Origin of the sequence: Fictibacillus nanhaiensis (genome assembly GCF_042686385.1) — a bacterium.
In the GTDB taxonomy this organism is placed as follows: Bacteria; Bacillota; Bacilli; order Bacillales; family Fictibacillaceae; genus Fictibacillus; species Fictibacillus nanhaiensis.
Genome location: NZ_JBHUPF010000006.1, coordinates 1,250,293 through 1,271,687 on the forward strand (window position 1 = coordinate 1,250,293; position 21,395 = coordinate 1,271,687).

The 21,395-nt window shown below is 39.4% G+C and carries 18 protein-coding genes and 1 other annotated feature; of the genes, 17 read left to right on the forward strand and 1 reads right to left on the reverse strand.

Annotated features, from left to right (window positions below):
* Positions 1-110: 110 nt before the first annotated feature.
* From ACFS5O_RS09835 to ysxE, 3 genes are read left to right on the forward strand one after another with little or no spacing between them, the layout of a single operon-like run.
* Positions 111-1,706 carry a LysM peptidoglycan-binding domain-containing protein gene (locus ACFS5O_RS09835; RefSeq protein ID WP_205726981.1) on the forward strand — a complete coding sequence of 532 codons (1,596 nt, stop codon included), beginning with the start codon at positions 111-113 and terminating at the stop codon, positions 1,704-1,706.
* Positions 1,707-1,720: 14 nt separating this feature from the next.
* Positions 1,721-2,638, forward strand: coding sequence for a hypothetical protein (locus ACFS5O_RS09840; protein ID WP_205726980.1), 918 nt, complete (start codon positions 1,721-1,723; stop codon positions 2,636-2,638).
* Entirely contained in the window at positions 2,635-3,708 is a 1,074-nt protein-coding gene (gene ysxE, locus ACFS5O_RS09845) for a spore coat protein YsxE (RefSeq protein ID WP_205726979.1), read from the forward strand. Before ACFS5O_RS09840 ends, ysxE begins: the two co-directional genes overlap by 4 nt.
* Positions 3,709-3,970: 262 nt before the next feature.
* On the opposite strand, the gene ACFS5O_RS09850 is transcribed toward ysxE, so the two are convergent.
* On the reverse strand, positions 3,971-4,165 hold the full coding sequence (locus ACFS5O_RS09850) for a hypothetical protein (RefSeq protein WP_197222642.1): 195 nt from the start codon (positions 4,163-4,165) through the stop codon (positions 3,971-3,973).
* 168 nt (positions 4,166-4,333) lie between these two features.
* Positions 4,334-4,556, forward strand: a binding site (T-box leader).
* 46 nt (positions 4,557-4,602) lie between these two features.
* Between ACFS5O_RS09850 and ACFS5O_RS09855 the strand changes: the two genes are divergently transcribed.
* The 14 genes from ACFS5O_RS09855 (at position 4,603) to ACFS5O_RS09920 (ending at position 21,390) form a co-directional block, all read left to right on the forward strand.
* Positions 4,603-7,251: a valine--tRNA ligase gene (locus ACFS5O_RS09855; RefSeq protein WP_205726978.1), complete on the forward strand. Its 2,649-nt coding sequence runs from the start codon at positions 4,603-4,605 to the stop codon at positions 7,249-7,251.
* Positions 7,252-7,321: 70 nt separating this feature from the next.
* The gene (locus ACFS5O_RS09860) at positions 7,322-8,626 is read left to right on the forward strand and encodes a bifunctional folylpolyglutamate synthase/dihydrofolate synthase (RefSeq protein WP_205727319.1); all 1,305 of its coding nucleotides are present in this window, start codon (positions 7,322-7,324) and stop codon (positions 8,624-8,626) included.
* A gap of 108 nt (positions 8,627-8,734) precedes the next feature.
* On the forward strand, positions 8,735-10,456 hold the full coding sequence (locus ACFS5O_RS09865) for a GGDEF domain-containing protein (protein WP_205726977.1): 1,722 nt from the start codon (positions 8,735-8,737) through the stop codon (positions 10,454-10,456).
* A 112-nt stretch (positions 10,457-10,568) separates the two neighbouring features.
* Positions 10,569-11,564, forward strand: a complete 996-nt coding sequence (locus ACFS5O_RS09870; protein ID WP_205726976.1) for an SPOR domain-containing protein — start codon at positions 10,569-10,571, stop codon at positions 11,562-11,564.
* A gap of 549 nt (positions 11,565-12,113) precedes the next feature.
* Positions 12,114-12,704 (forward strand): Maf family protein, encoded by a 591-nt coding sequence (locus ACFS5O_RS09875; RefSeq protein ID WP_205726975.1) that lies wholly within the window; start codon positions 12,114-12,116, stop codon positions 12,702-12,704.
* A gap of 32 nt (positions 12,705-12,736) precedes the next feature.
* Positions 12,737-13,408: a RadC family protein gene (gene radC, locus ACFS5O_RS09880; protein WP_153238010.1), complete on the forward strand. Its 672-nt coding sequence runs from the start codon at positions 12,737-12,739 to the stop codon at positions 13,406-13,408.
* Between the two features lie 72 nt (positions 13,409-13,480).
* Positions 13,481-14,518 carry a rod shape-determining protein gene (locus ACFS5O_RS09885; protein ID WP_066396540.1) on the forward strand — a complete coding sequence of 346 codons (1,038 nt, stop codon included), beginning with the start codon at positions 13,481-13,483 and terminating at the stop codon, positions 14,516-14,518.
* Between the two features lie 14 nt (positions 14,519-14,532).
* Complete coding sequence (gene mreC, locus ACFS5O_RS09890; protein ID WP_066396538.1) at positions 14,533-15,405, forward strand: rod shape-determining protein MreC; 873 nt, start codon at positions 14,533-14,535, stop codon at positions 15,403-15,405.
* On the forward strand, positions 15,405-15,923 hold the full coding sequence (mreD, locus tag ACFS5O_RS09895; RefSeq protein WP_205726974.1) for a rod shape-determining protein MreD: 519 nt from the start codon (positions 15,405-15,407) through the stop codon (positions 15,921-15,923). The genes mreC and mreD overlap by 1 nt, the downstream gene beginning before the upstream one ends.
* A gap of 63 nt (positions 15,924-15,986) precedes the next feature.
* Positions 15,987-16,664: a septum site-determining protein MinC gene (gene minC / locus ACFS5O_RS09900; RefSeq protein ID WP_205726973.1), complete on the forward strand. Its 678-nt coding sequence runs from the start codon at positions 15,987-15,989 to the stop codon at positions 16,662-16,664.
* Positions 16,665-16,679: 15 nt separating this feature from the next.
* The gene (gene minD, locus ACFS5O_RS09905) at positions 16,680-17,474 is read left to right on the forward strand and encodes a septum site-determining protein MinD (protein WP_198767918.1); all 795 of its coding nucleotides are present in this window, start codon (positions 16,680-16,682) and stop codon (positions 17,472-17,474) included.
* Between the two features lie 822 nt (positions 17,475-18,296).
* A complete protein-coding gene (locus ACFS5O_RS09910) occupies positions 18,297-19,028 on the forward strand; it encodes a peptidoglycan DD-metalloendopeptidase family protein (protein WP_205726972.1) in 732 nt (243 codons plus the stop codon).
* Positions 19,021-19,872, forward strand: a complete 852-nt coding sequence (locus tag ACFS5O_RS09915) for a site-2 protease family protein (protein WP_205726971.1) — start codon at positions 19,021-19,023, stop codon at positions 19,870-19,872. The genes ACFS5O_RS09910 and ACFS5O_RS09915 overlap by 8 nt, the downstream gene beginning before the upstream one ends.
* Positions 19,873-19,914: 42 nt before the next feature.
* Positions 19,915-21,390 carry an Rne/Rng family ribonuclease gene (locus ACFS5O_RS09920; protein ID WP_205726970.1) on the forward strand — a complete coding sequence of 492 codons (1,476 nt, stop codon included), beginning with the start codon at positions 19,915-19,917 and terminating at the stop codon, positions 21,388-21,390.
* Positions 21,391-21,395 lie beyond the last annotated feature (5 nt).

Sequence of the window (21,395 nt, forward strand, 5' to 3'; positions counted from 1 at the left end):
GCTATTCTTGTTTTTTAAGAACCTTACATCGAATAAAAATCATATTTCGCCCTGTTCACTCATACACCTATATTGTATAACTATATGCAACCTGAAAGGAGGAGAAGGGCATGAGTCAATCGAAGCTGCGTTTCTCCATTGAGGAGTCTGTTTGGCTAAAGAAAGGACAGGAAGTAGCTGAAGTTTTGTCGATGTCACTAAATCCTGAGATTCGTATCACCGAGGAAGCCGGACAGGTTTATATCAAGGGAGCCCTTATATTAAATGGCAGATACCGGTGTGAAAAGCAAGAGCAGAATGAAGGTGTAACCGATCAGAGTTCGTTCTCTGAGAGTATGTCTTACCGCTCTCTTACTCAACTGAACGTAGCAGAAGATGGGATGATAGATCTTGTGCATCGTTTTCCAGTGGATATCACCATCCCGTCGTATCGGGTAGATGATTCAAATGAGGTAAAAGTGGAAGTCGAATCATTTGAATATGAGCTTCCAAACTCAACTTGCTTTGAACTTTCTGCTTCGATCTGTATTTACGGGATTAAAGATGAGAAGCAGCGTCAAGAAATTCAATCATACGACCTTCCTCAAGAAGCGGTTCGAACGAGTGCCGTAGAAGAAAGATCTTCTCATAAAGAAGAAAAACAAGATATTTTCACTCCTTTTCAGTTTGAAGCACGTCAAAGTGGTGGTGTTCCTTCACAGTCTACACATCTTAATGAATTTGCAGCTAGATTTGATGAGAAAGAAGCTGACGTTCGTTCAGAAAAGACAACACCGTTTGAATTTAAACCGCACTTTGAGGCACAAGATGATCGGACGATGGAAGCTACATTTGATTCGTTAAAAGCTATTGCGTTCTCCATGGATGACACAAGAAACAATGAACCTTCAGCATTAGATGAAACTGCAGATTCAGATGAAGAGCCTTCACAGTTTTATGGAGAGGTAGAAGAGATGGAAGAAACGATTGATACAGAAGCTTATGATTACGTAGAAGGTGATTATGAGAGCTATGATGCTTCTTATCAAGAAGAAACGGATGATTCACAATCAAACTCTCCTCAATACGGTCAAACTTATCAAGATACGAATCGACCTTACACCTACAATCCATATCAGCAACACGAAGCTTACCAGCAACAAACTTCGTATCAGAATCAAGGCGGGTATCAGCAGGATGATGAATACCAGCAGCAAGAAGCATATCAACAGCAAGACGCTTATCAGCAACAAGAAGCATATCAACAGGAAGATGCTTATCAGCAACCATCCAATCAGTACGGAAATTACCAATATCAGCAAGATGCTGCTCAACGTCCTTCATACGAGTATGGTGAACAATCATATGAAGATGAGCAAGAATACGAGAATGTAAGTTACAACGAAGCTGAAGAAGATCAAGAAACCACTTATGAATCCTACGATACGAGTTATGAAGAATATGAGACTGAAGCAGAATCGATTGAAATGAAAAAAGAGCGTGAGGAACCTAGAGACGAAAATGCCCTTTATTTAACAAAGATGCTTTCTGCTAAAGAAGACCGTTTTTCTAAAATGAAAATGTATATTCTTCAACGCGGAGATTCTTTAGAACGTATCTGTGAAAGATATGATATCTCATTGAATACACTCATGCGTATGAATCAACTGCAGCAAGGTGAAGTATCCGAAGGGCAGATCATATATATCCCAGTAAGTTCACGTTAAGTTGAGGTGCTATTATGGAGCTGATCAACACCTTAGAAAAAGAATATGAACTTTATGGGATACGGTGGAAAGAAAGACCCCATCTGATCATGACTGATTATGGAGAGAAACGTATCCGTTATTGGAGTGAAAAAGAAAATTTACATTGGCACATAAGATGGCGCGATGAGTCTTCAAAAGGCTCTGGCGCCGTGCCAGATCGTATGATTCGTACTAAAAGCGGTGAACCTGCCATAAAATATGGTAACAAGTGGCTAACGGTTCACGATCATGCAGAAGAATGGTATGGATGTGAAGACGTAGAACGCTGGGGACAATTCATTGGAACATTACTAAATACGGCAATGTCTTCGGATAAACAAGATGTTTTCGTGAAACAAACCAGACATCCTGTTTTTGATCTAAAATCTTGTATCACGCTGGCAGAAAAGTATTTAGAAGCGAACTTTCAATGTATGGTTACAAGTATAAAAGAGAGTAAGCAACGATTGGATTTTTCTCATGCTATTAAAAATAAATTAAGAAATCATGCATTACCTGTTCTTGATAAAGAGCTAAGCGTAAAAAATGGTAGGAAGATTTTTCATTTCTTATTTTATCAGGGCGGTGAATCTTTACCAATAAAGGGGTATCTGCCACTTCGTAAGTTTTTAGTTGAGTGGCTGGAACAAACCTCACCTTCTTCGTTAAAACTTCTGTTAACGGAGGTGAATAAGCATTTTTCTTTGGACCGTGAACAAGGGTTATTGCTTTTAGCTGAGGTCGTTACGCCTTGGGAACTATATGATTGTTTAGATCAATTGGATAACAGCTCCTTAGAAAGAATGATAGACGGTTTGAAGAAGTATGAAGATTGCTGGGAAAGTAATCGAATACTGGTCAAAACGGTAACCGAATGGTTTGATGAAAAAAGAAGGAAGGTGGCCCTATGACAACGGAAAGAGAAACATTAAATTACGGGCCCGTCCTTTTTCATTATGATCTATTTCCCGAGAAGATAGAGCAGCATGGGAAAGTAAAGAAGGTCATAACGAAAAGGGGTACATTTGCACTGAAAGAAGCAGAAATGACAGAAGACGAAAGAAGCTGGTTTACGCATGTGATTCAGCGTCTATCTGAAATTGGTTTTCATCAGGTCGTTCCTCTATATCCAACAAAGTTTGGTGATTATACAGTTCAGTTAGGATCTAGAACGTATTATTTAATGCCATGGTTTGCGTCTGATGAAAGAAACGAGAGAGCGAAAGACGAGGTTCTTATCGATCACTTAGGAAAGATCCATGCCTTAACACTGAAAGAGCAAGACTTTTCAAATGAAGTGGTCGAACATTCGTATCAGTATCTCATGAACAGGTGGGAAAATAGGCAATATGAGATGGAGAGATTTACGGAAGAAGCAGAACAGAAAACGTATATGTCTCCCTTCGAGCTAACCTATCTCAGTCATTTTCATCAAATTATGAGAATGACAGAAGAAGCAAAAAGAAGATTAAAAGAGTGGTATGAAACGTGTCAAAGAGAAAAACGTTATCGGAGCGTACTTTGTCATGGAAAGGTTTCAAGAAATCATTTGATCTTTAATCCAACTGGGGAAGGTCATCTACTCAATTTTGAAAAAGCCGTTCTAGATACGCCGATCAGAGATTTAGCGGTTTATTTTAGAAGAGCGGCACATCAAAAAGAATGGACTCCCGAAGAAGGAAAATCTTTATTAGATCTGTATGAAAAACACGTTCCGTTGTTAAACGAAGAAAGAGGATTATTAATTAGTTATTTATCTTATCCTGAACCTGTGTTTAATGCAGTGGATCTCTATTGTATGAAACGCAATGATTACTCTCAAATTGAAATGGTGCATAGGCTGGAGAGCAGAATAAGAGCAATGAAAAAAATCCGAAATTTCTGTGATGCGATTATGATGGCTCCACCACCTGCGCTAATCGAACCGACAGATTCAATTCCAACAAAAATTCACATAAATGATGATGGAGATCACATATAACGGCTATATGTGATCTTTTTTTGTTTTAGGCTGTTTTCATAACCTATACAGCTTTTGAAAGTAGTTGATTTCCGTTCCAGGCTGCTCACTTTCCTCGGGGCAGACGGTGAGCCACATTCGTACGTGTCACTTTTAAGTGTCTCACCTGTCCGCCTGTCCTAGCCTAGAGTCTCACACCTTCCACTCCAATCAACACTCAAAGTAGAAAAGAATTTGAAAGTAACAATCTATAAGAAAACAGCCTATAAGAAAAAAACACATGTTAAAGCACATCATAAGCGAAACATACATGGAGGATCACTAAGGTTAAAAGGATGATAAAATCAACAGCAGATGGAAATAGTATCGTCCTTAAAAGCTGAAAGACAATAAGTGGCGCAGTCAATTGTCCGATCGTTTGTTTAAGTGTGATAAACCACCCAGGAAAACGTGTTTTTCGAAAATATTTTCTAGACAAGACAAGCCCTCCAATCGCCCATTTTTTATAATTTATGCATCAATATGATTAATGTGAAAGACAAGCTGTCACGAAAGAAGGGTCAAAAGCATAGAATAACTTTTACAAGTTACGGCAATACTATTGACTAAAAACAGATAAGTTGTATAAAATATATTCAGATTCTATATTGTCGCGTAGACAGGGAATAGTACAACAGAACACCTTTTAGAGAGAGGATTCATCAGCTGAAAGAATCCTTAAGGAAAGTTCGTTGGAAGTCGCCCTTGAGCATCTTCTCTGAAACTTGAAGTAGGAGAAGACGGTCCATCCGTTATTCATGAGTGTACAGCAAGTTTATTTAGACTTGCTGTAAATAAAGGTGGTACCGCGGAGTCCTTTCGTCCTTTTTGACGAGAGGGCTTTTTTGTTTTTTAGAAATAAAGGAGGAGAATAGAATGACGAAAGAACAGAAAGAGCTAACGATGCCAACGAAGTATGATCCGAAGGCTACAGAAGAAAATCGTTATGATTTTTGGTTGAAAGGGAAATTTTTTGAAGCAAAGAGTGAGGAAGGGGAACAGCCGTATACGATTGTAATTCCACCTCCTAACGTAACAGGGAAACTACACCTCGGCCATGCATGGGATACAACGCTTCAAGATATCTTAACGCGAACAAAACGTATGCAAGGATACGATGTTCTATGGTTGCCTGGGATGGACCATGCGGGTATTGCGACCCAAGCGAAAGTAGAAGGAAAACTTCGTGAAGAAGGAATCTCGCGATATGACTTAGGTCGTGAAAAATTTCTAGAGAAGTCATGGGAATGGAAAGAAGAGTATGCAGAGTTCATTCGTAAGCAATGGGCAAAACTAGGGCTCGGTCTAGATTACTCTCGTGAACGCTTTACATTAGATGAGGGATTGTCTGAAGCCGTAAAAGAAGTTTTCGTTACTCTTTATGAAAAAGGCTTGATCTACCGTGGTGAGTATATTATCAACTGGGATCCAAAGACAAAAACTGCTCTTTCTGATATTGAAGTTATCCACCAAGATGTTCAAGGTGCGTTCTACCACATGAAGTATCCACTAGCTGATGGATCTGGACATATCGAAGTAGCTACAACTCGTCCTGAGACGATGCTTGGTGATACAGCGATCGCTGTACACCCGAAAGATGAGCGTTATCAACATTTAATCGGCAAAAAAGCGATTCTGCCAATCGTGGGACGCGAGATCGAAATTGTTGGAGATGATTATGTTGATATGGAATTTGGATCAGGTGCTGTAAAAATTACGCCTGCGCATGATCCGAATGATTTTGAGATCGGGAACAGACATAACCTTGAGCGTATCCTTGTCATGGATGAAGGCGGTCAGATGAATGACAATGCTGGAGCTTATCAAGGACTAGACCGATTTGAGTGTCGGAAGCAGATCGTTAAAGATCTTCAAGAGCAAGGTGTATTGTTCAAGATTGAAGAGCATATTCATTCTGTTGGGCACTCTGAGCGAAGTGGAGCAGTCGTTGAACCATATCTTTCAACACAGTGGTTTGTTAAGATGCAGCCGTTAGCAGATGAAGCGATCAAGCTTCAAAAAGGTGAAGATAAGATTAACTTTGTTCCTGATCGTTTCGAGAACACGTATATGCGTTGGATCGAAAACATTCGTGATTGGTGTATCTCTCGCCAACTTTGGTGGGGTCACCGAATCCCTGCATGGTTCCATAAAGAAACAGGAGAGATCTATGTTGGTAAGACAGAACCAAAAGACCCTGAAAACTGGGAGCAGGATACAGATGTACTAGACACGTGGTTCTCGTCTGCTCTATGGCCGTTCTCAACGATGGGGTGGCCTGATGAAGAATCGGCTGACTACAAACGTTACTTCCCAGGAAACGTACTCGTTACAGGTTACGATATCATTACGTTCTGGGTTTCAAGAATGGTCTTCCAATCGATCGAGTTTACGGAACAAAAGCCGTTTAATGATGTACTGATTCACGGTCTCGTTCGTGACTCCGAAGGAAGAAAGATGAGTAAATCACTCGGCAATGGTGTTGACCCGATGGATGTTATCGAGAAGTATGGCGCGGATGCATTGCGTTTCTTCTTATCTACAGGAAGTTCACCTGGAAACGACCTTCGTTTTTATTGGGAAAAGGTAGAATCTACATGGAACTTTGCCAATAAAATCTGGAACGCCTCTCGTTTTGCTTTAATGAACATGGATGGTATGCAGTATGAAGAGATCGATTTAAGCGGAAAGAAATCACTCGCTGATCAATGGATCTTAACGCGATTGAACGAAACATCAGAAGACATCACTCGTCTGATCGATGCTTACGAGTTTGGAGAAGTGGGACGTCTGCTCTATAACTTTATCTGGGATGACCTTTGTGATTGGTACATTGAAATGGCGAAACTTCCACTTTATGGGGAAGATGAAGAAGCGAAGAAAACAACTCGTTCCGTTCTAGCTTACGTGTTAGACCAAACGTTAAGATTGCTTCATCCTTTCATGCCATTTATTACAGAAGAGATCTGGCAGCACTTGCCTCATAAAGGTGAATCGATCACGATTGCTGCTTGGCCAGAAAAACGTGAAGACCTTCATTTCCCTGAAGCAGCTAAAGAGTTTGCGCTTATTACTGAAGTGATCCGTTCCGTTCGTAACATTCGTTCTGAAATGAACGTTGCACCGAGTAAGCCGATCGAGCTGCAGATCAAACCAAAAAATAAAGAAATCCTTAAAGCTCTTGAATCAAATCGTCAGTATTTAGTTCGTTTCTGTAACCCAGGAGAACTCATCATCTCAGATGAGATCTCAGCACCTGAGAAGAGCATGAGCACAATTTTAACAGGTTTAGAAATGTACCTTCCACTTGAAGGGTTGTTAAATATTGATGAAGAAATCAAGAGACTTGAAAAAGAAGCAGAAAAATACGCGAAAGAAGTAGAACGCGTACAGAAAAAATTAAGCAATGAAGGATTTATGAAGAAGGCGCCTGAAAAGGTAATAGAAGAAGAGCGTGCTAAAGAAGCGGATTATCAAGAGAAACTTGATAACGTATTGGCGCGTATAAAAGAACTTCAAAGCTAACTATCAATTATACGAGGCGAATCCTTATTTCAGCAGGGATTCGCCTTCTTTTTGATTAGAGAAAGGCGGTATTAATTTGAATACTTATCGAGAAGCATTAGAGTGGATTCATAGCTTATTGAAATTTGGTATAAAACCAGGACTGAAAAGAGTGGAATGGCTTTTAGAACGAACGGGTAACCCTGAAAAAAAGATAACGTGTATACATATTGCGGGAACAAACGGTAAGGGATCAACTGTAGAGTTCATAAGAAGCATCTTGAATGAAGCAGGTTATTCGGTAGGTACGTTTACATCACCTTATCTTATTTCCTTCAACGAGAGAGTGTCGCTGAACAGAATTCCTATTTCTGATGATGAAATTCTTCATTATGCAAGAATCGTTCGGCCACATGTTGAAGAAGTTTCTTTAACGGAGCTAGGAAGTCCTACTGAGTTTGAAGTGATAACCGTCATCTCACTTCTTTATTTTGCTGACAAACAACCTGATATCGTTGTATATGAAACAGGACTAGGAGGTCTTTACGATTCTACTAACGTGATCACGCCTATTTTAAGCCTCATTACTAACATAGGGTTTGATCATATGGGCATACTCGGTGACACACTTAAAGAGATTGCGTTTCAAAAGGCGGGGATCATCAAGAAGGATGTTCCTGTAATTACAACAGCAGATCAAAAGGAAGCTCGTGAAGTAATAGAACATAAAGCGAGAGAAATGGATGCAGAAAACTACTTCCTTGATCGTGATTTTTCTGTCGTGCATATGGAGAGTACGCCTAGTGGTGAAAGATTTTTCTATACAGATATTGAAGACAAAAAAGAGATAAACTTTGAAATTGCAATGATGGGAACGCATCAGATTAAGAACGCTGGATTAGCGGTGGCGGCTGTTAAGTATTTAACAAGATCTCATGGTTTTGAAATTCCGCTTTCTACATTAGGGGATGGACTTCGTAAGGCAAATTGGGCGGGGAGATTTGAAAAAGTTTCACACTCACCCGATATAATAATAGACGGAGCTCATAACGAACAAGGGGTCGCAGCTCTTAAAGAGACGCTGATCAATCATTATGGTTCAAAGCGAATCTTTCTTTTGTTTGCAGCATTAGAAGATAAGGCGTATGCAACGATGATGAAAGATTTGGTCAGCGTTGTTTACGAAGCATGTTTTACTACCTTTGACTTTCCAAGAGCAGCATCTGCGGAACAATTGTTGAAAGAAAGTCCACTTGAAAACTCATATAGCATCTCTTCATGGAGTGAAGCGTTACAACATTTAAAAGACCAATTACAGCAAGATGATGTTCTCATCATTACAGGATCTCTGTACTTTATTTCAGAAATTAGAAAAACATTTCAAAATTTGGAATAACATTTATTGTAATTTTTAGAACTTTTGATAAAATAAAAGATAATGAATTTGTCCTAGTAAAAAAGATGTGTATTTTAACAATCTATTATTTGAAAGGGGGACAAGGTAATGGCGACTCGTATGGCAAATAGAAAAAAACGTATGATTCTTACCGTAACGTGGATTTTCTTATTTCCGCTCGCGATCTGGACAGCTTTTCAAATGACGAGTAATCAGCCGGATATCAATGTAATTGATCTTGGTATTATAAGCTTTTTAGCGATCGTTGTTTCCTGTTTCCCGATCAAAGTGATGAATACGAACATCTCTTTCATGTCAGGTATCAATTTAGCCGTGTTCTTATATTACGGGTTAACCGTTGCCTTATATGTAACACTTTTAGCTTTAATCGCGATGTTCATCTCATTAAAAGTTCATGTTCTAAAAGAATATTACAGATATATGGCAAACACCCTGATGTTTTCGTGGCTAATCATCTGTGAAAGCACGGTCTTTCATCTTTTAGGAGGTGAAGTGGGACCGTTTGCAGTAGACGAATCTATTAATCTGATTCCAGTAATCGCTTATGTTTTAACGGGGTTAGTACTAAATCACGTAGGTCTTTATTTTATTGTTAAAGTACTATACGAAGAAGATGTTGCTTTTTTTGAGCATGATGCAGTATGGGACTTTGTATCTGAAGTTCTAGCTATTCCAGTGGGTCTCATGTTATATGTTCTATACTCTCAGCTTGGGCGTCCAGGAATCTTTTATGTGGGTCTACCTTTTCTATCATTGTCTATCATTATTAATCTGTATCATGTCAGTCAACAGATTAACGATGCTCTTCAAAAAGCGAGTGAGATTGGCCAACAGCTCTCTGAACATTTAAAAGTAAACCATATTTTGGATATTTTTATCGAAAAACTGATCGGTTTTATGAATGTTGATTTTGCTTTCATTTATGACGCTGATGCGGGTGAACATCTAAAAATCATTCGTCAGTATGAAAGTGAAGAAGGGATTCTCAACACAGTACCTATTAAAAAACATGAAGCCATCAGTGGAAGAGTGTGGTCGACAGGTAAGAGTATCCGTTATAGCAAATTGAAACAATGGCGAAAGATATCTGAAGTATTCTTTCAAGGAAAAGCACAATCTGTCCTTTCAGTGCCGATGATTAGAAATCAAAAAATCGTGGGGATCATTACGTTTGCTTCAAAAGAAAAACACGCTTTCCAAAAGCATCACTTGATTATCCTTGAAATCTTAGCAAACTATTTGGCAGTTGCGATCGATAATGCAAGAAATTACGAATCCACTAAGTTAAAAAGTGAACAATGTCCGTTAACGGGTCTGTATAATTACCGATATTTTGAGAGCATTCTAACTGAGATGTACCAAAACTATGAATATTTTAGAAAGCAGTTCTCCATCATCTTATTAGACATTGATCACTTTAAGAAAGTAAATGATACATATGGTCATCAAAGTGGAAATGAAGTATTGATCCTCTTAGCTAGAAGGTTAGAAGAATTTATTGGTGAGCGGGGGACTGTCGCAAGATATGGTGGTGAAGAATTTATTATCTTGCTGCCAGAATCAGGAGACAGAGCAGGTATCCAATTAGCCGAACAGCTTCGTTCTGTTATTTCTGATCAAGGATTTGATATACATAACGACCTTACTGATCAATGCAGACATACGATCTACATAACGGCTAGTATCGGTGTGGCAACAGCTCCTCACCAAGGAGAAGATGCACTTACATTAGTTCGTAACGCAGATCGTGCCATGTATACAGGCGCAAAACAACAAGGGAGAAATAAAGTTGCCGCTTATATCGGATAATAAATCTGGGGGAGTTTCGCACCCTGGATTTTTTTATGTTTCTATCTTTTTCTTGTTCTATTAAAACGAAAAAAGCATATGTTTTAGTAGATGATAGAGAGGAGCGGATGATATGAAACAAGAGATATCCATCTTAATCAATGGTAAAGAAAAGAACTATAGTGAAGATCCAACATCAGTTACAGAGCAGCCTGTTCATAATGAGGTAGCCGCTGCCATCGAGGAAGTGAATAGAGGGGGATATACGATTCTGGCAACTTCTCTCAAGAAACGTGAAAACTTTTTTAAAAGGAAGAACGGACATGTGTTAAACAAGAAGACAAGCATCCTTGTTCCGAATAATGGAAAAGGTTTTCCAAAGCAGATTGTTGCAGCAATCATAGGAGCTATCGTTACGGGAACGATTTTAGGTGTATTAGTCTTAACGGTATTTTCTTCTGATATTACGGAAGCTGGAGATAAAGTAACAGAAGCTTCAGCTGTTCCTACAGAAAAAGTAGCAGAAACTGGTAAAACTGTTCCGATCAGGCCGATCAATCTAGATTTCTCTGCACTGCAAGCAGGTGTATTCTCTTCAAAGGAACGAGCTGAAGGAGTTGTGAAATCGATCGAAGAAAAAGGGTTTTCAGCAGTTATATTTAAAGCTGAAGAAGAGAAATATTCTGTAATTGTAGGCATTGGGAATGAGAAACATCAGTTAGAAAAATTCAATGAAGCCTATCAAAAAGAAATGGATAAGCCATTATTTAAATCTTTGACGTTCTCGTTCGATCAACTGAAGACTCCATCAAAGTTAGACGAAACATATTTCACGAATGGCCAGATTCTTCTTCAAAATACGCTCACTCTTTCACAGATGCCAGAAGCGAGTGGATCTGGTCTTGATCGGACACTTAGCGATTTTAATAAGTGGAAAGAGTATGGAAAAGGACAAAAAGGTAAGTGGAGTGAAAGTACGACAAAAGCAGCAACTGATTTTGAAAAGCAGCTAGAAGGTGCTTTTTTGGCTCTAAAGGATTCAAAAAAGGGAGAACTAAACTGGGCTTTTCAGCAAAAAGTAATGGATAGTCTGCAGTCATATACGAAGCTGCTTGCAACATTAAAATAAATAGACTGTTTTCCTAAACTTTGTTGCTTTTGGAAGTAGTTAATTTCTATTCCAGATGCTCGCTTTCCGTGGGGCAGGTGTTGAGCTACATTCGAATGTTTCACTCTTAAGTGTAAGTGTCTCACCCCTGTCTAGTTGCATTGGCTAGCCCTTCGAGGTCAAATGTTAAATAATCCATGACGTCAAAGAGCGCCTTCCTTTTCCATTCACCTTTTGCTTGTCGGGTCGGGACGAGCAACTTCCACTTTTAGGACTGCCTAGCTATAGAGGTAAAGAAACTTAGGTATGGCTCGATTCTTGAGTCATACTTTTTTAGTGTCCAACAAGATTGAGTGTGATAGCGAAAAACAAAATGTCTAGATTGATAGTTTTTAAGAATTTTGTCGGAATTCGTCAATGAATTTCATCATTTGCCCACATAAAATGCTGCAAAGAACCGAAAAACTAATAGAAGTATGTTTTTCGGCGTAATTTGTCTAATTTTAACAAGTTTGCTATTGTAAATCTGTACGTAACTATACTACAATGAATTAGATGAAAGGTGATTACATGAAACGCCTCATATTAGCCTCTGCTTCACCTCGAAGATATGAACTTCTGTCTTTAACGCTTCTTCCATTTGAAACGTATCCGAGTACTCTTGAAGAAAAAATGGATCTATCCCTTACTCCAAGTCGATTAGTCGAATCACTTGCTGAGCAGAAAGCTACAGATATTTATAACCAGAAACCCGATTGTGTCGTCCTTGGTGCTGATACGATTGTTTCTTATCAGAACAAACGTCTTGGTAAACCGAAGGATCGTATTGAAGCTGCCGAGATGTTAAGGATGCTCTCAGGTCAAACACATGAAGTTTATACGGGAGTCTGCTTATTAGACCAAACAAAAAAAGAGATTTTCTCTGTTAAGACTAGTGTTACTTTTTACACTTTAGATGAAAATACAATTGATTGGTACTTAAACACAGGTGAACCATTTGATAAAGCTGGAAGCTATGGGATTCAAGGATCGGGATCGCTATTAGTTGATCACATCCAAGGTGATTACTTCAATGTTGTAGGTTTACCGATTTCAAAGGTGGTACGTTCACTAAAAGAATTTGGATTTTCTTTCACCGAGTCAGTCACGAAGACTGAATAATAGGGGGGACGTAAGTGGTAACGAAGCCGCTTATGATAAAAGATTACCCATTACAGGAGAGGCCGCGAGAAAGACTTTTAAATGAAGGTCCTGAAGCACTCTCTAACTATGAATTGTTAGCTATCCTTTTAAGAACAGGTACGAAGCAAATGTCAGCGATTCAGCTTGCCCATCATATCATTCAGCAATTTGAAGGATTGAGGCATCTTAAAGAAGCAACAATCGGTGAACTGAAAGAAATCAACGGTATAGGATCCGCAAAAGCTGTGGAACTGATGGCTGCCATTGAAATTGGCAAACGCATCAGCCGCCTTCAGTTTGAAGAAAGGTATACGATACGTTCTCCGGAAGATGGAGCTAGGTATCTAATGGATGAATTGCGTTTTTTACAGCAAGAACACTTCGTTTGTTTATATTTAAACACTAAAAATCAGGTGCTTCATAAAAAAACGGTATTTATCGGAAGTCTGAATACGTCAATCGTACATCCACGAGAAGTATTTAAAGAAGGCTTTAAACGCTCTAGTGCATCAATTATTTGTTTTCATAATCATCCAAGTGGTGACCCTGCTCCGAGCAGGGAAGATATTGAAGTGACAAAAAGATTAGTAGAGTGCGGAAAGATGTTAGGGATTGAAGTGTTGGATCACATCATAATCGGTGATCAAAGATACGTAAGTTTAAAAGAAAAAGGATATGTTTAACATTGTCTTTTGTTTCTTTTTTAGCGTATAATCAAACTTATGAGTTTTGCTTGATGAAAGGAGTCTACATAAATGTTTGGTGGATTTTCAAGAGATTTAGGAATTGATTTAGGAACTGCAAACACACTTGTTTACGTGAAGGGCAAGGGTGTTGTTGTGCGTGAACCTTCCGTTGTTGCTTTGCGTACTGACACAGGTTCAATTGAAGCAGTAGGTAATGCTGCTAAGAATATGATTGGACGTACTCCTGGTAACATCGTTGCCGTGCGACCTATGAAAGATGGAGTTATTGCTGATTTTGAAACAACAGCTACAATGATGAAATACTTTATTCAGCAAGCCCAAAAGAACCGATCAGTTTTTGCTCGTAAACCTTATGTGATGGTATGTGTGCCATCTGGGATTACTGCAGTTGAAAAACGTGCTGTAGAAGATGCGACGAAACAAGCGGGAGCTCGTGAAGCTTACACGATTGAAGAACCGTTTGCAGCTGCAATCGGTGCAGACCTACCTGTATGGGAGCCAACAGGCAGTATGGTGGTTGATATTGGTGGTGGAACAACTGAAGTTGCGATCATCTCTTTAGGAGGAATTGTGACAAGTCAGTCTATCCGTATTGCTGGAGATGAAATGGACGATGCGATCATCGCTTACATTAAGAAGACTTATAATCTTATGATCGGTGAGAGGACTGCTGAAACACTTAAACTAGAAGTCGGTTCAGCTGGTGCACCCGAAGGTATCGAGGATATGGACATCCGCGGTAGAGATTTGTTGACAGGTCTTCCAAAAACGATTACGATTACGGCGGAAGAAGTTTCCAGTGCGTTGCGTGATACTGTAAACAGCATCATGGATGCGGTAAAAGTAACTCTTGAGAAAACACCACCAGAACTTGCTGCTGACATTATGGATCGTGGTATCGTTCTAACTGGTGGAGGTGCTTTATTAAGAAACTTGGATAAAGTAATCAGTGAAGAGACGAAGATGCCTGTTATCGTGGCTGAGAACGCGTTGGATTGTGTAGCAGTTGGAACTGGCCGTGCGCTTGAAAATCTGCACCTGTTTAAATCCAAGGCTGGTATAACTTCTAGATCTAAATCCAAGTAAGTAGGTGTATTTTCATGCCACATTTTTTTTCGAATAAACGCCTTATCATTCTGCTAGTTAGTATTATCATTCTAGTAGCTCTGATCGGTTTTTCGATGAAAAAAAGGGAAAGCCTAACCTTACCTGAACAGTTTTTAAAAGATTCTGCAGGACTAACACAAACGATTTTCTATAAACCCGCTAATACACTAGCGGGTTTCTTTGAGAATTTAGCTGAAATGAAACAGCTATACAAAGAGAATCAGATGTTAAAAGCTAGGTTAGATGAGTACGCAAAACTTTATGTACAGTATGAGGAAGCTAAAAAAACAAACGAAACACTAAAAGCCCAATTAGACAAAGAAGAAGATCTCACCGATTTTAAAGTGAGAGAAGCTACAGTGATCGGTCGCTCCCCTGACCAATGGAATCAATTTATCTACATTAATAAAGGGGAAAAAGATGGTATCAAACCAAAGATGGCAGTCATTTCACCACAAGGGTTTATTGGGAAAGTAACCAACGTCTCCTTGTTCCAATCAACGGTTCAGTTGATCAGTGATAATGACCGTACGAATCGTTTTTCAGCCATCGTCCAAGGTGAGAAGAACATCTTTGGAACGATCGAAGGTTATGATGCTAAAAAACAAGCGTTAGTGTTTAAGAAGATTCCTGTAGATGCAAAGATTAAGAAAGGTCAAAAGGTCATCACATCTGGTCTTGGAGATGTTTTTCCACCCAACCTGCTTATCGGAGAAGTTATTGACATTGAACCAGATGAAGTGGGTTTGACGCAAACTGCTTATCTTAAGCCTTCAGCAGATCTTTATGATATTGATCATGTGATGGTGCTTGAACGCGAAATGCCTGCAGTGGATGAAAGTTTAAGAGAAAAGGAGGAAGAATGATGAAAAAAATCTTTCTTCCTTTTCTTATCTATCTAGCTTTTATTAGTGAAAGTTCTTTAGTACAAGCTTTCTTACCTCAGGATAACAGTATGGATTGGCAACTGGTTCCCCGTTTTTCAATGGTATTAATCCTGTTTGTTGCCATGTATGTAAACACGACATACGGACTTTTGTATGGGCTGGCTTTTGGACTGCTCACAGATCTTCTGTATACGGACATTATTGGTGTTTATTTATTTTCAATGGCTGCTACGGCATACATTACATCTATCTTTTCAAGATATTTATTTGGAAACTTAATCGTGACATTGCTTCTGTCGGTAGCAGGGGTTTCCATTTTAGAGTTTTTTGTATATGGTTTGAACAGTCTCATAGGAATCAGTACTCAAATGTTAGATGTATTCCTTTATAAAAGATTGTTGCCTACCCTCATCTTAAACGGTTTCTTTGCGATACTCATTTATTATCCGTTTGTAAAGCAGTTGAACCAAATAAAAGATACTCTAAAAGAAAACTAACTTCTGCTAAGAGGAATTTAGACCTAGCTGTCGAATGTTAGTACGTTGAGGTGAACAATGGCAATGGTACAAAAACTCCAGCACAACGTAACAATTAAAGGAACAAAAGACGGCCTCGTTTTATTGTTGGATGATAAGTGTTCCTTCGATCTATTAGTCGAAGAACTTAATGATAAATTAACCGCCGGAAGCAGCCAAATGTTAAACGGACCTGTGATTTCCGTTAAAGTAAAAGCAGGGAATCGTTATTTGACTGCTGAACAAGAAGAGAAATTAATAGAAGTTCTTAAACAAAAAGAAAATCTTATCCTAGATCACATTGAGTCAGAGGTTATCACAAAAGCTGAAGCCGAAGAGATGAGAAAAGATGCTCAAGTAGTAACCGTTTCGAAAGTCGTCAGATCAGGTCAGGTGCTTGATATTCAAGGAGACCTGCTTCTGATCGGCGATGTAAATCCTGGAGCAACAGTTATGGCGACAGGAAATATTTATATTCTTGGTTCGCTAAAAGGAATTGCTCACTGCGGCACGAAAGGGAACGAAGAAGCAATCATTGCAGCATCCGTAATGAAGCCTTCTCAACTCAGGATCGCTCATCATATTAATAGAGCACCAGACTCTTATCCCGAACTAGGAAACGAGATGGAATTTGCTTACATATCCAATGAAGAAAAACAGATTCGTATTGATCGAATCAGTGCTGTTCATCGACTAAGACCGAAACTGAACAGTTTGCTATAGAAAGGGGAATGAAGCATGGGAGAAGCGATAGTCATAACGTCTGGGAAAGGTGGAGTCGGTAAAACGACGACTTCTGCCAATTTAGGGACTGCTCTAGCTCTTTCTGGGAAAAAAGTATGTCTTGTAGATACAGATATCGGGTTGAGAAACTTGGATGTATTGATGGGACTTGAGAATCGCATCATCTATGATCTTGTTGATGTTGCAGAAGAACGCTGCAAGCTTAAACAAGCATTAATAAAAGATAAGCGCTTTGAGTGTTTGTACCTGCTCCCAGCAGCTCAAACAAAAGATAAATCTTCCATTACCCCTGAACAAGTGAAAAAGATCGTTCAGGAATTAAAACAAGATTACGATTATGTCATTATTGACTGTCCTGCCGGTATTGAGCAAGGCTTTAAAAATGCCATTGCAGGTGCTGATAAATCAATCGTTGTAACAAACCCTGAAACTGCTTCTATGCGCGACGCTGACCGTATTATCGGGCTTTTAGAACAAGAGGATATGGAACCACCAAAACTCATCGTGAATCGTCTGCGTAATCATCTTGCTAAGAATGGTGATATGTTAGATGTGGACGAGATCGTTTCGGTACTTTCAATCGAACTCCTTGGAGTCGTGATCGACGATGAGAGCGTGATCAAAGCAGCGAACAAAGGTGAACCCGTTGCGTTACAGCCTGACTCGAAAGCCTCAATCGCTTATCGAAATATCGCAAGAAGAATATTAGGTGAGTCTGTTCCGCTTCTATCTTTAGAAGAAGACAAAGGTTTCTTTGGGAAGATCAAAACATTATTAGGTATGAAATAAAGCATCGGCTTTCGCTGATGCTTTTTTTATTGGGCTTATTTCTCTGTAAAATTTGAAAGTAGTTGATTTCCGTTCCAGGATGCTCGCTTTCCGCGGGGCGATCGGTGAGCCACTTGCCGCTTTGCGCCTCTAAGTGTCTCACCTGACCGCTCGTCCCGCAGGAGTCTCGCACCTTACACTCCAATCAACTAGTCAATGATGTTTTTTAAAACTTTTTAACACATGCTTTGTTGTTTCTAAATGCTGATTTACTTTTCAGGATGCTTGTTTTTAAACCTTGAGCCATCTCGGATTTAGGTGTGGAAGAAGCATCTGTGCTCCCTTGTTGTCAAACAAACCCACAAGAGAGAGCTTTCTTTTCGCATACCCTATGAGAAGCTAGAAAAGTGGTGTTGCACTACATATCGTCCATTCAAGTTGACTCAAGAAGTTTTGTTTTTTTTGCTACATTTGCAAGTTGATTGGAGCGGAAGGTTGCCGACTCCTATGGGACGAGCGCTCAGTTCGAAAAGTGAAAGTGGCTCGTTCAGCCCCGACCAGCAAAAGATGAATGGGCTATGAAGGTGCACTTTGCCTTCTAGGACCTTTCATCTTTTGACCTCGAGGGGCTAGCCACTGCAGCAAGACAGGTGGAGACTCCTAACGGCGCGAAGCGGCAGGAGGCTCACCGGTCGCCCCATGGAAAGCGCGCAACCTGGAGCGGAAATCAACTTACTCTCAATAACGATTTATCTGAAAGCGGTAATCTTCTAGACCATTTACTCATATCTCCAACGGACAAGTCATAGGATGTACATATATGAGAAAAATGGAGGAACGGTTATGAAAAATAGAGCAGATGAAATCCGAAAGAAGTACGGTAATATTTCTAAGAACGGCAGTTCGAAAGAAAGTAATAGCTCGGTTACCTCATCCAGGGACGAACCGGAGAAATCTCATCCTCTATTCAACCGTCATGCTATGTTAATGCAGATCATGTTTTCTATTATCTTATTCTTAATCGTAGGTATCGCATTTAAGAATAATAATGACCATACCGTACAGGCACAAAAATTTATCAAACACGTCTATCAAGATGAGTTTCAGTTTGCGGCAGCAAAAGATTGGTATGAAGATAAATTTGGAAAACCACTAGCTTTGTTTCCAAAGGATAAGTTACAGAGTGAAAAGAAAACAGAAGAAGTCAGTGAAGTATTTGCTGTTCCTGCAAATGGTAAAGTGTACGAGACGTTCAGTACGAACGGCAAAGGAATCGTGATTGAAACGGGTAAAGAAGAAGATGTTGAAACAGCGAAGAGTGGTTACATTGTTTATGCTGGAAAGAAGGAAGACCACGGATATACGGTCATTATTCAACATTCAGATGAACAAGAATCGTGGTACGGAGATCTTAAGGAAATCGATAAGTCCATAAAACTATACAATTACGTGGAAAGCGGAACACGATTGGGAAAGGTAACACAGAGCAAGGATGGGAAGTCGGGTAAATTTTACTTTGCGATAAAAAAAGACAAGAGCTTTATTGATCCTAGCAAGGTGATCGATATTGATTAAATTAATAATCGAATTCATACGAAAAATAAAGATCAATCCCGCCTTTTGGGTTGTCATTTTTGGTGCAGTCTATACAGGGCATTTTAGGGAGATCATCGTTTGGTTTTTCGTAGTTCTAATTCATGAGATGGGTCATTTTGCTGGTGCCCGTCTTTTTAATTGGAGAGTTTCAAGAATAGACCTTCTTCCGTTTGGAGGGGCTGCTGTTGTTGAAGAACATGGTACACGTCCGTTTCATGAGGAGGTGTGGGTAGCTGTTCTTGGGCCGCTACAGCACATTTGGCTTACGGGTGTCGCTTATGTCTTAAGTCAGACTAACATCATCTCTGCTGATGATTTTTATTGGTTCTTTCTGTTAAATTTAACTCTTTTCTTATTTAATCTTCTTCCGATATGGCCACTTGATGGTGGTAAAGTGGTATTTGCTCTAGTATCGAAATGGATTCCATACAGAGAAGCACAACAGAAATTTTTAATAGGATCCGGTGTTTTCTTGGTACTAGGTAGTTCATGGCAGCTTTCATTACAGCCATCACACTTGAACCTTTGGGTAATCTGTCTTTTCTTAGGGTTGGCTCATATTCTTGAATGGCGCAGCAGACATTTTGTATTCATGCGTTTCTTGCTGAACAGATTACAACAATCAAACATTAAGGATGTCCGTACGATTATCGTACCTCCAACATGGTCACTTTCAAAAGTCACTCATCATTTGGTAAAGGGAGTTACGCATTCAATCGTCATTAAGAATTTTAGTCCTACGACGATCAATGAAAAACAACTTTTAGAAGCTTATTTTTATAATCACTCTCCTGAGTGTGCAATCGGAAAAGTTTTTCGTTAGAATAAGAGACAGAGCAAAAAACAGGGAGATGTGAATGGAACGATGCAGCGTGTAGTTATCAATGCAATAGGAATGGAAAAACGAACAGCTTTATTGGAGAACGAAAAGCTGATTGAATGTGCCGTTCATAGACCAACCAAAAGTCCGTTAACAGGAAACATCTATAAAGGAAAAGTACAAAAAGTCTTACCGGGTATGCAAGCTGTGTTTGTAGATATTGGAACAAGCAAGAACGGTTTTCTTCATAAGGACGATCTCCCAGCCTATCAACAGCTTTCTGGTGAAGAGCAAAAGAAAGTATCCATCTCAAACCTGATTAAAGAAGGAGAATCAATCCTTGTTCAAGTCGTCAAAGAAGAGACAGGGGATAAAGGCGTTAAACTAACAGCACTCATCTCGTTTACGGGTCATCTGTTGGTTTACTTTCCGTTCACACCACACATTGGAATTTCAAAAAAAATTAAAGAATCTCAACGTACACGGCTTCAAGATTGGGGAGATTCTATTATGGGGGATAACGAAGGATTGATTATTCGAACGGGTTGCGAAGAGTTTCCTGAAGTAGAAATGAATCAAGAGCTCGAAAACCTGAGAAGACAGTTAGATGAAGTACTTAAAAGCTTTGATGCGAAAAAGGCACCAGCTCTTCTTGTACAACCTTATTTTTTCTACCCACTTTTAGAGAGATGGCTCAATCATGACGTGGAAGAAATTATAGTGGATGACTATGAGACTTATCACCAAGTCAAAGAGTATGCGGCTTCTTTTCAAAATCCATTCAAAGTTAAGTTGTACAACGAAAAAGAACCCCTTTTTAGTAAATTAGGAATTGAAACAGATATCGAAAAAACGCTTTCACCGCTCGTATGGTTAAAAAACGGGTCTTCTCTGTACTTTAATGTGACAGAAGCTCTAACTGTGATCGATGTAAATACCGGAAAATTCACTGGAAAAAAAGATCGCTCCAAGACTGTGGTTGAAACGAATAAGATCGCTGCAAAAGAAATCATGAAACAGCTTCGATTACGTAACATTGCGGGAATGATTGTCATTGATTTTATTACGATGCAATCAAATGAAGACAAAGAACAGATCAACAAAGTTTTGCGAGAGGCATTAAAGAACGATCCGACTACCATGATTTTACACGGCTTTACGAAGATGGGTTTGTTTGAGATGACGAGAAAAAAAGAAAGACCTCCATTACTTGAGACTCTTGCAACAAAGTACGATCGCCATATGATGGATGGATATATCCTTCGCCCGGAAACCTTCTATTATAGGATGGAACGAATCCTGAAAGAATACACATACGAAGATGACGAGGCTATATGGATTGAGGTGCCAGGCCATTATTCTGATTGGCTGAAAAAGAATCCTGACAAGCTGAAGTTTTTAGAGAATCAGCATGGTATTTCTGTGATTGTATCTCCGAGTTCGTTTAACCGGGAGATGACAGTGAGACAAGCAGGGAAAATAGATGAAATAAGAAGCAGGATGTTAAAAGATTCACATTGACACAA

Coding starts and splice junctions, on each gene's coding strand:
- ACFS5O_RS09835 (WP_205726981.1), top strand. CDS start 111: ATGAGTCAATCGAAGCTGCGTTTCTCCATTGAGGAGTCTGTTTGGCTA.
- ACFS5O_RS09840 (WP_205726980.1), top strand. CDS start 1,721: ATGGAGCTGATCAACACCTTAGAAAAAGAATATGAACTTTATGGGATA.
- ysxE (WP_205726979.1), top strand. CDS start 2,635: ATGACAACGGAAAGAGAAACATTAAATTACGGGCCCGTCCTTTTTCAT.
- ACFS5O_RS09855 (WP_205726978.1), top strand. CDS start 4,603: ATGACGAAAGAACAGAAAGAGCTAACGATGCCAACGAAGTATGATCCG.
- ACFS5O_RS09865 (WP_205726977.1), top strand. CDS start 8,735: ATGGCGACTCGTATGGCAAATAGAAAAAAACGTATGATTCTTACCGTA.
- ACFS5O_RS09870 (WP_205726976.1), top strand. CDS start 10,569: ATGAAACAAGAGATATCCATCTTAATCAATGGTAAAGAAAAGAACTAT.
- ACFS5O_RS09875 (WP_205726975.1), top strand. CDS start 12,114: ATGAAACGCCTCATATTAGCCTCTGCTTCACCTCGAAGATATGAACTT.
- radC (WP_153238010.1), top strand. CDS start 12,737: ATGATAAAAGATTACCCATTACAGGAGAGGCCGCGAGAAAGACTTTTA.
- ACFS5O_RS09885 (WP_066396540.1), top strand. CDS start 13,481: ATGTTTGGTGGATTTTCAAGAGATTTAGGAATTGATTTAGGAACTGCA.
- mreC (WP_066396538.1), top strand. CDS start 14,533: ATGCCACATTTTTTTTCGAATAAACGCCTTATCATTCTGCTAGTTAGT.
- mreD (WP_205726974.1), top strand. CDS start 15,405: ATGAAAAAAATCTTTCTTCCTTTTCTTATCTATCTAGCTTTTATTAGT.
- minC (WP_205726973.1), top strand. CDS start 15,987: ATGGTACAAAAACTCCAGCACAACGTAACAATTAAAGGAACAAAAGAC.
- minD (WP_198767918.1), top strand. CDS start 16,680: ATGGGAGAAGCGATAGTCATAACGTCTGGGAAAGGTGGAGTCGGTAAA.
- ACFS5O_RS09910 (WP_205726972.1), top strand. CDS start 18,297: ATGAAAAATAGAGCAGATGAAATCCGAAAGAAGTACGGTAATATTTCT.
- ACFS5O_RS09920 (WP_205726970.1), top strand. CDS start 19,915: ATGCAGCGTGTAGTTATCAATGCAATAGGAATGGAAAAACGAACAGCT.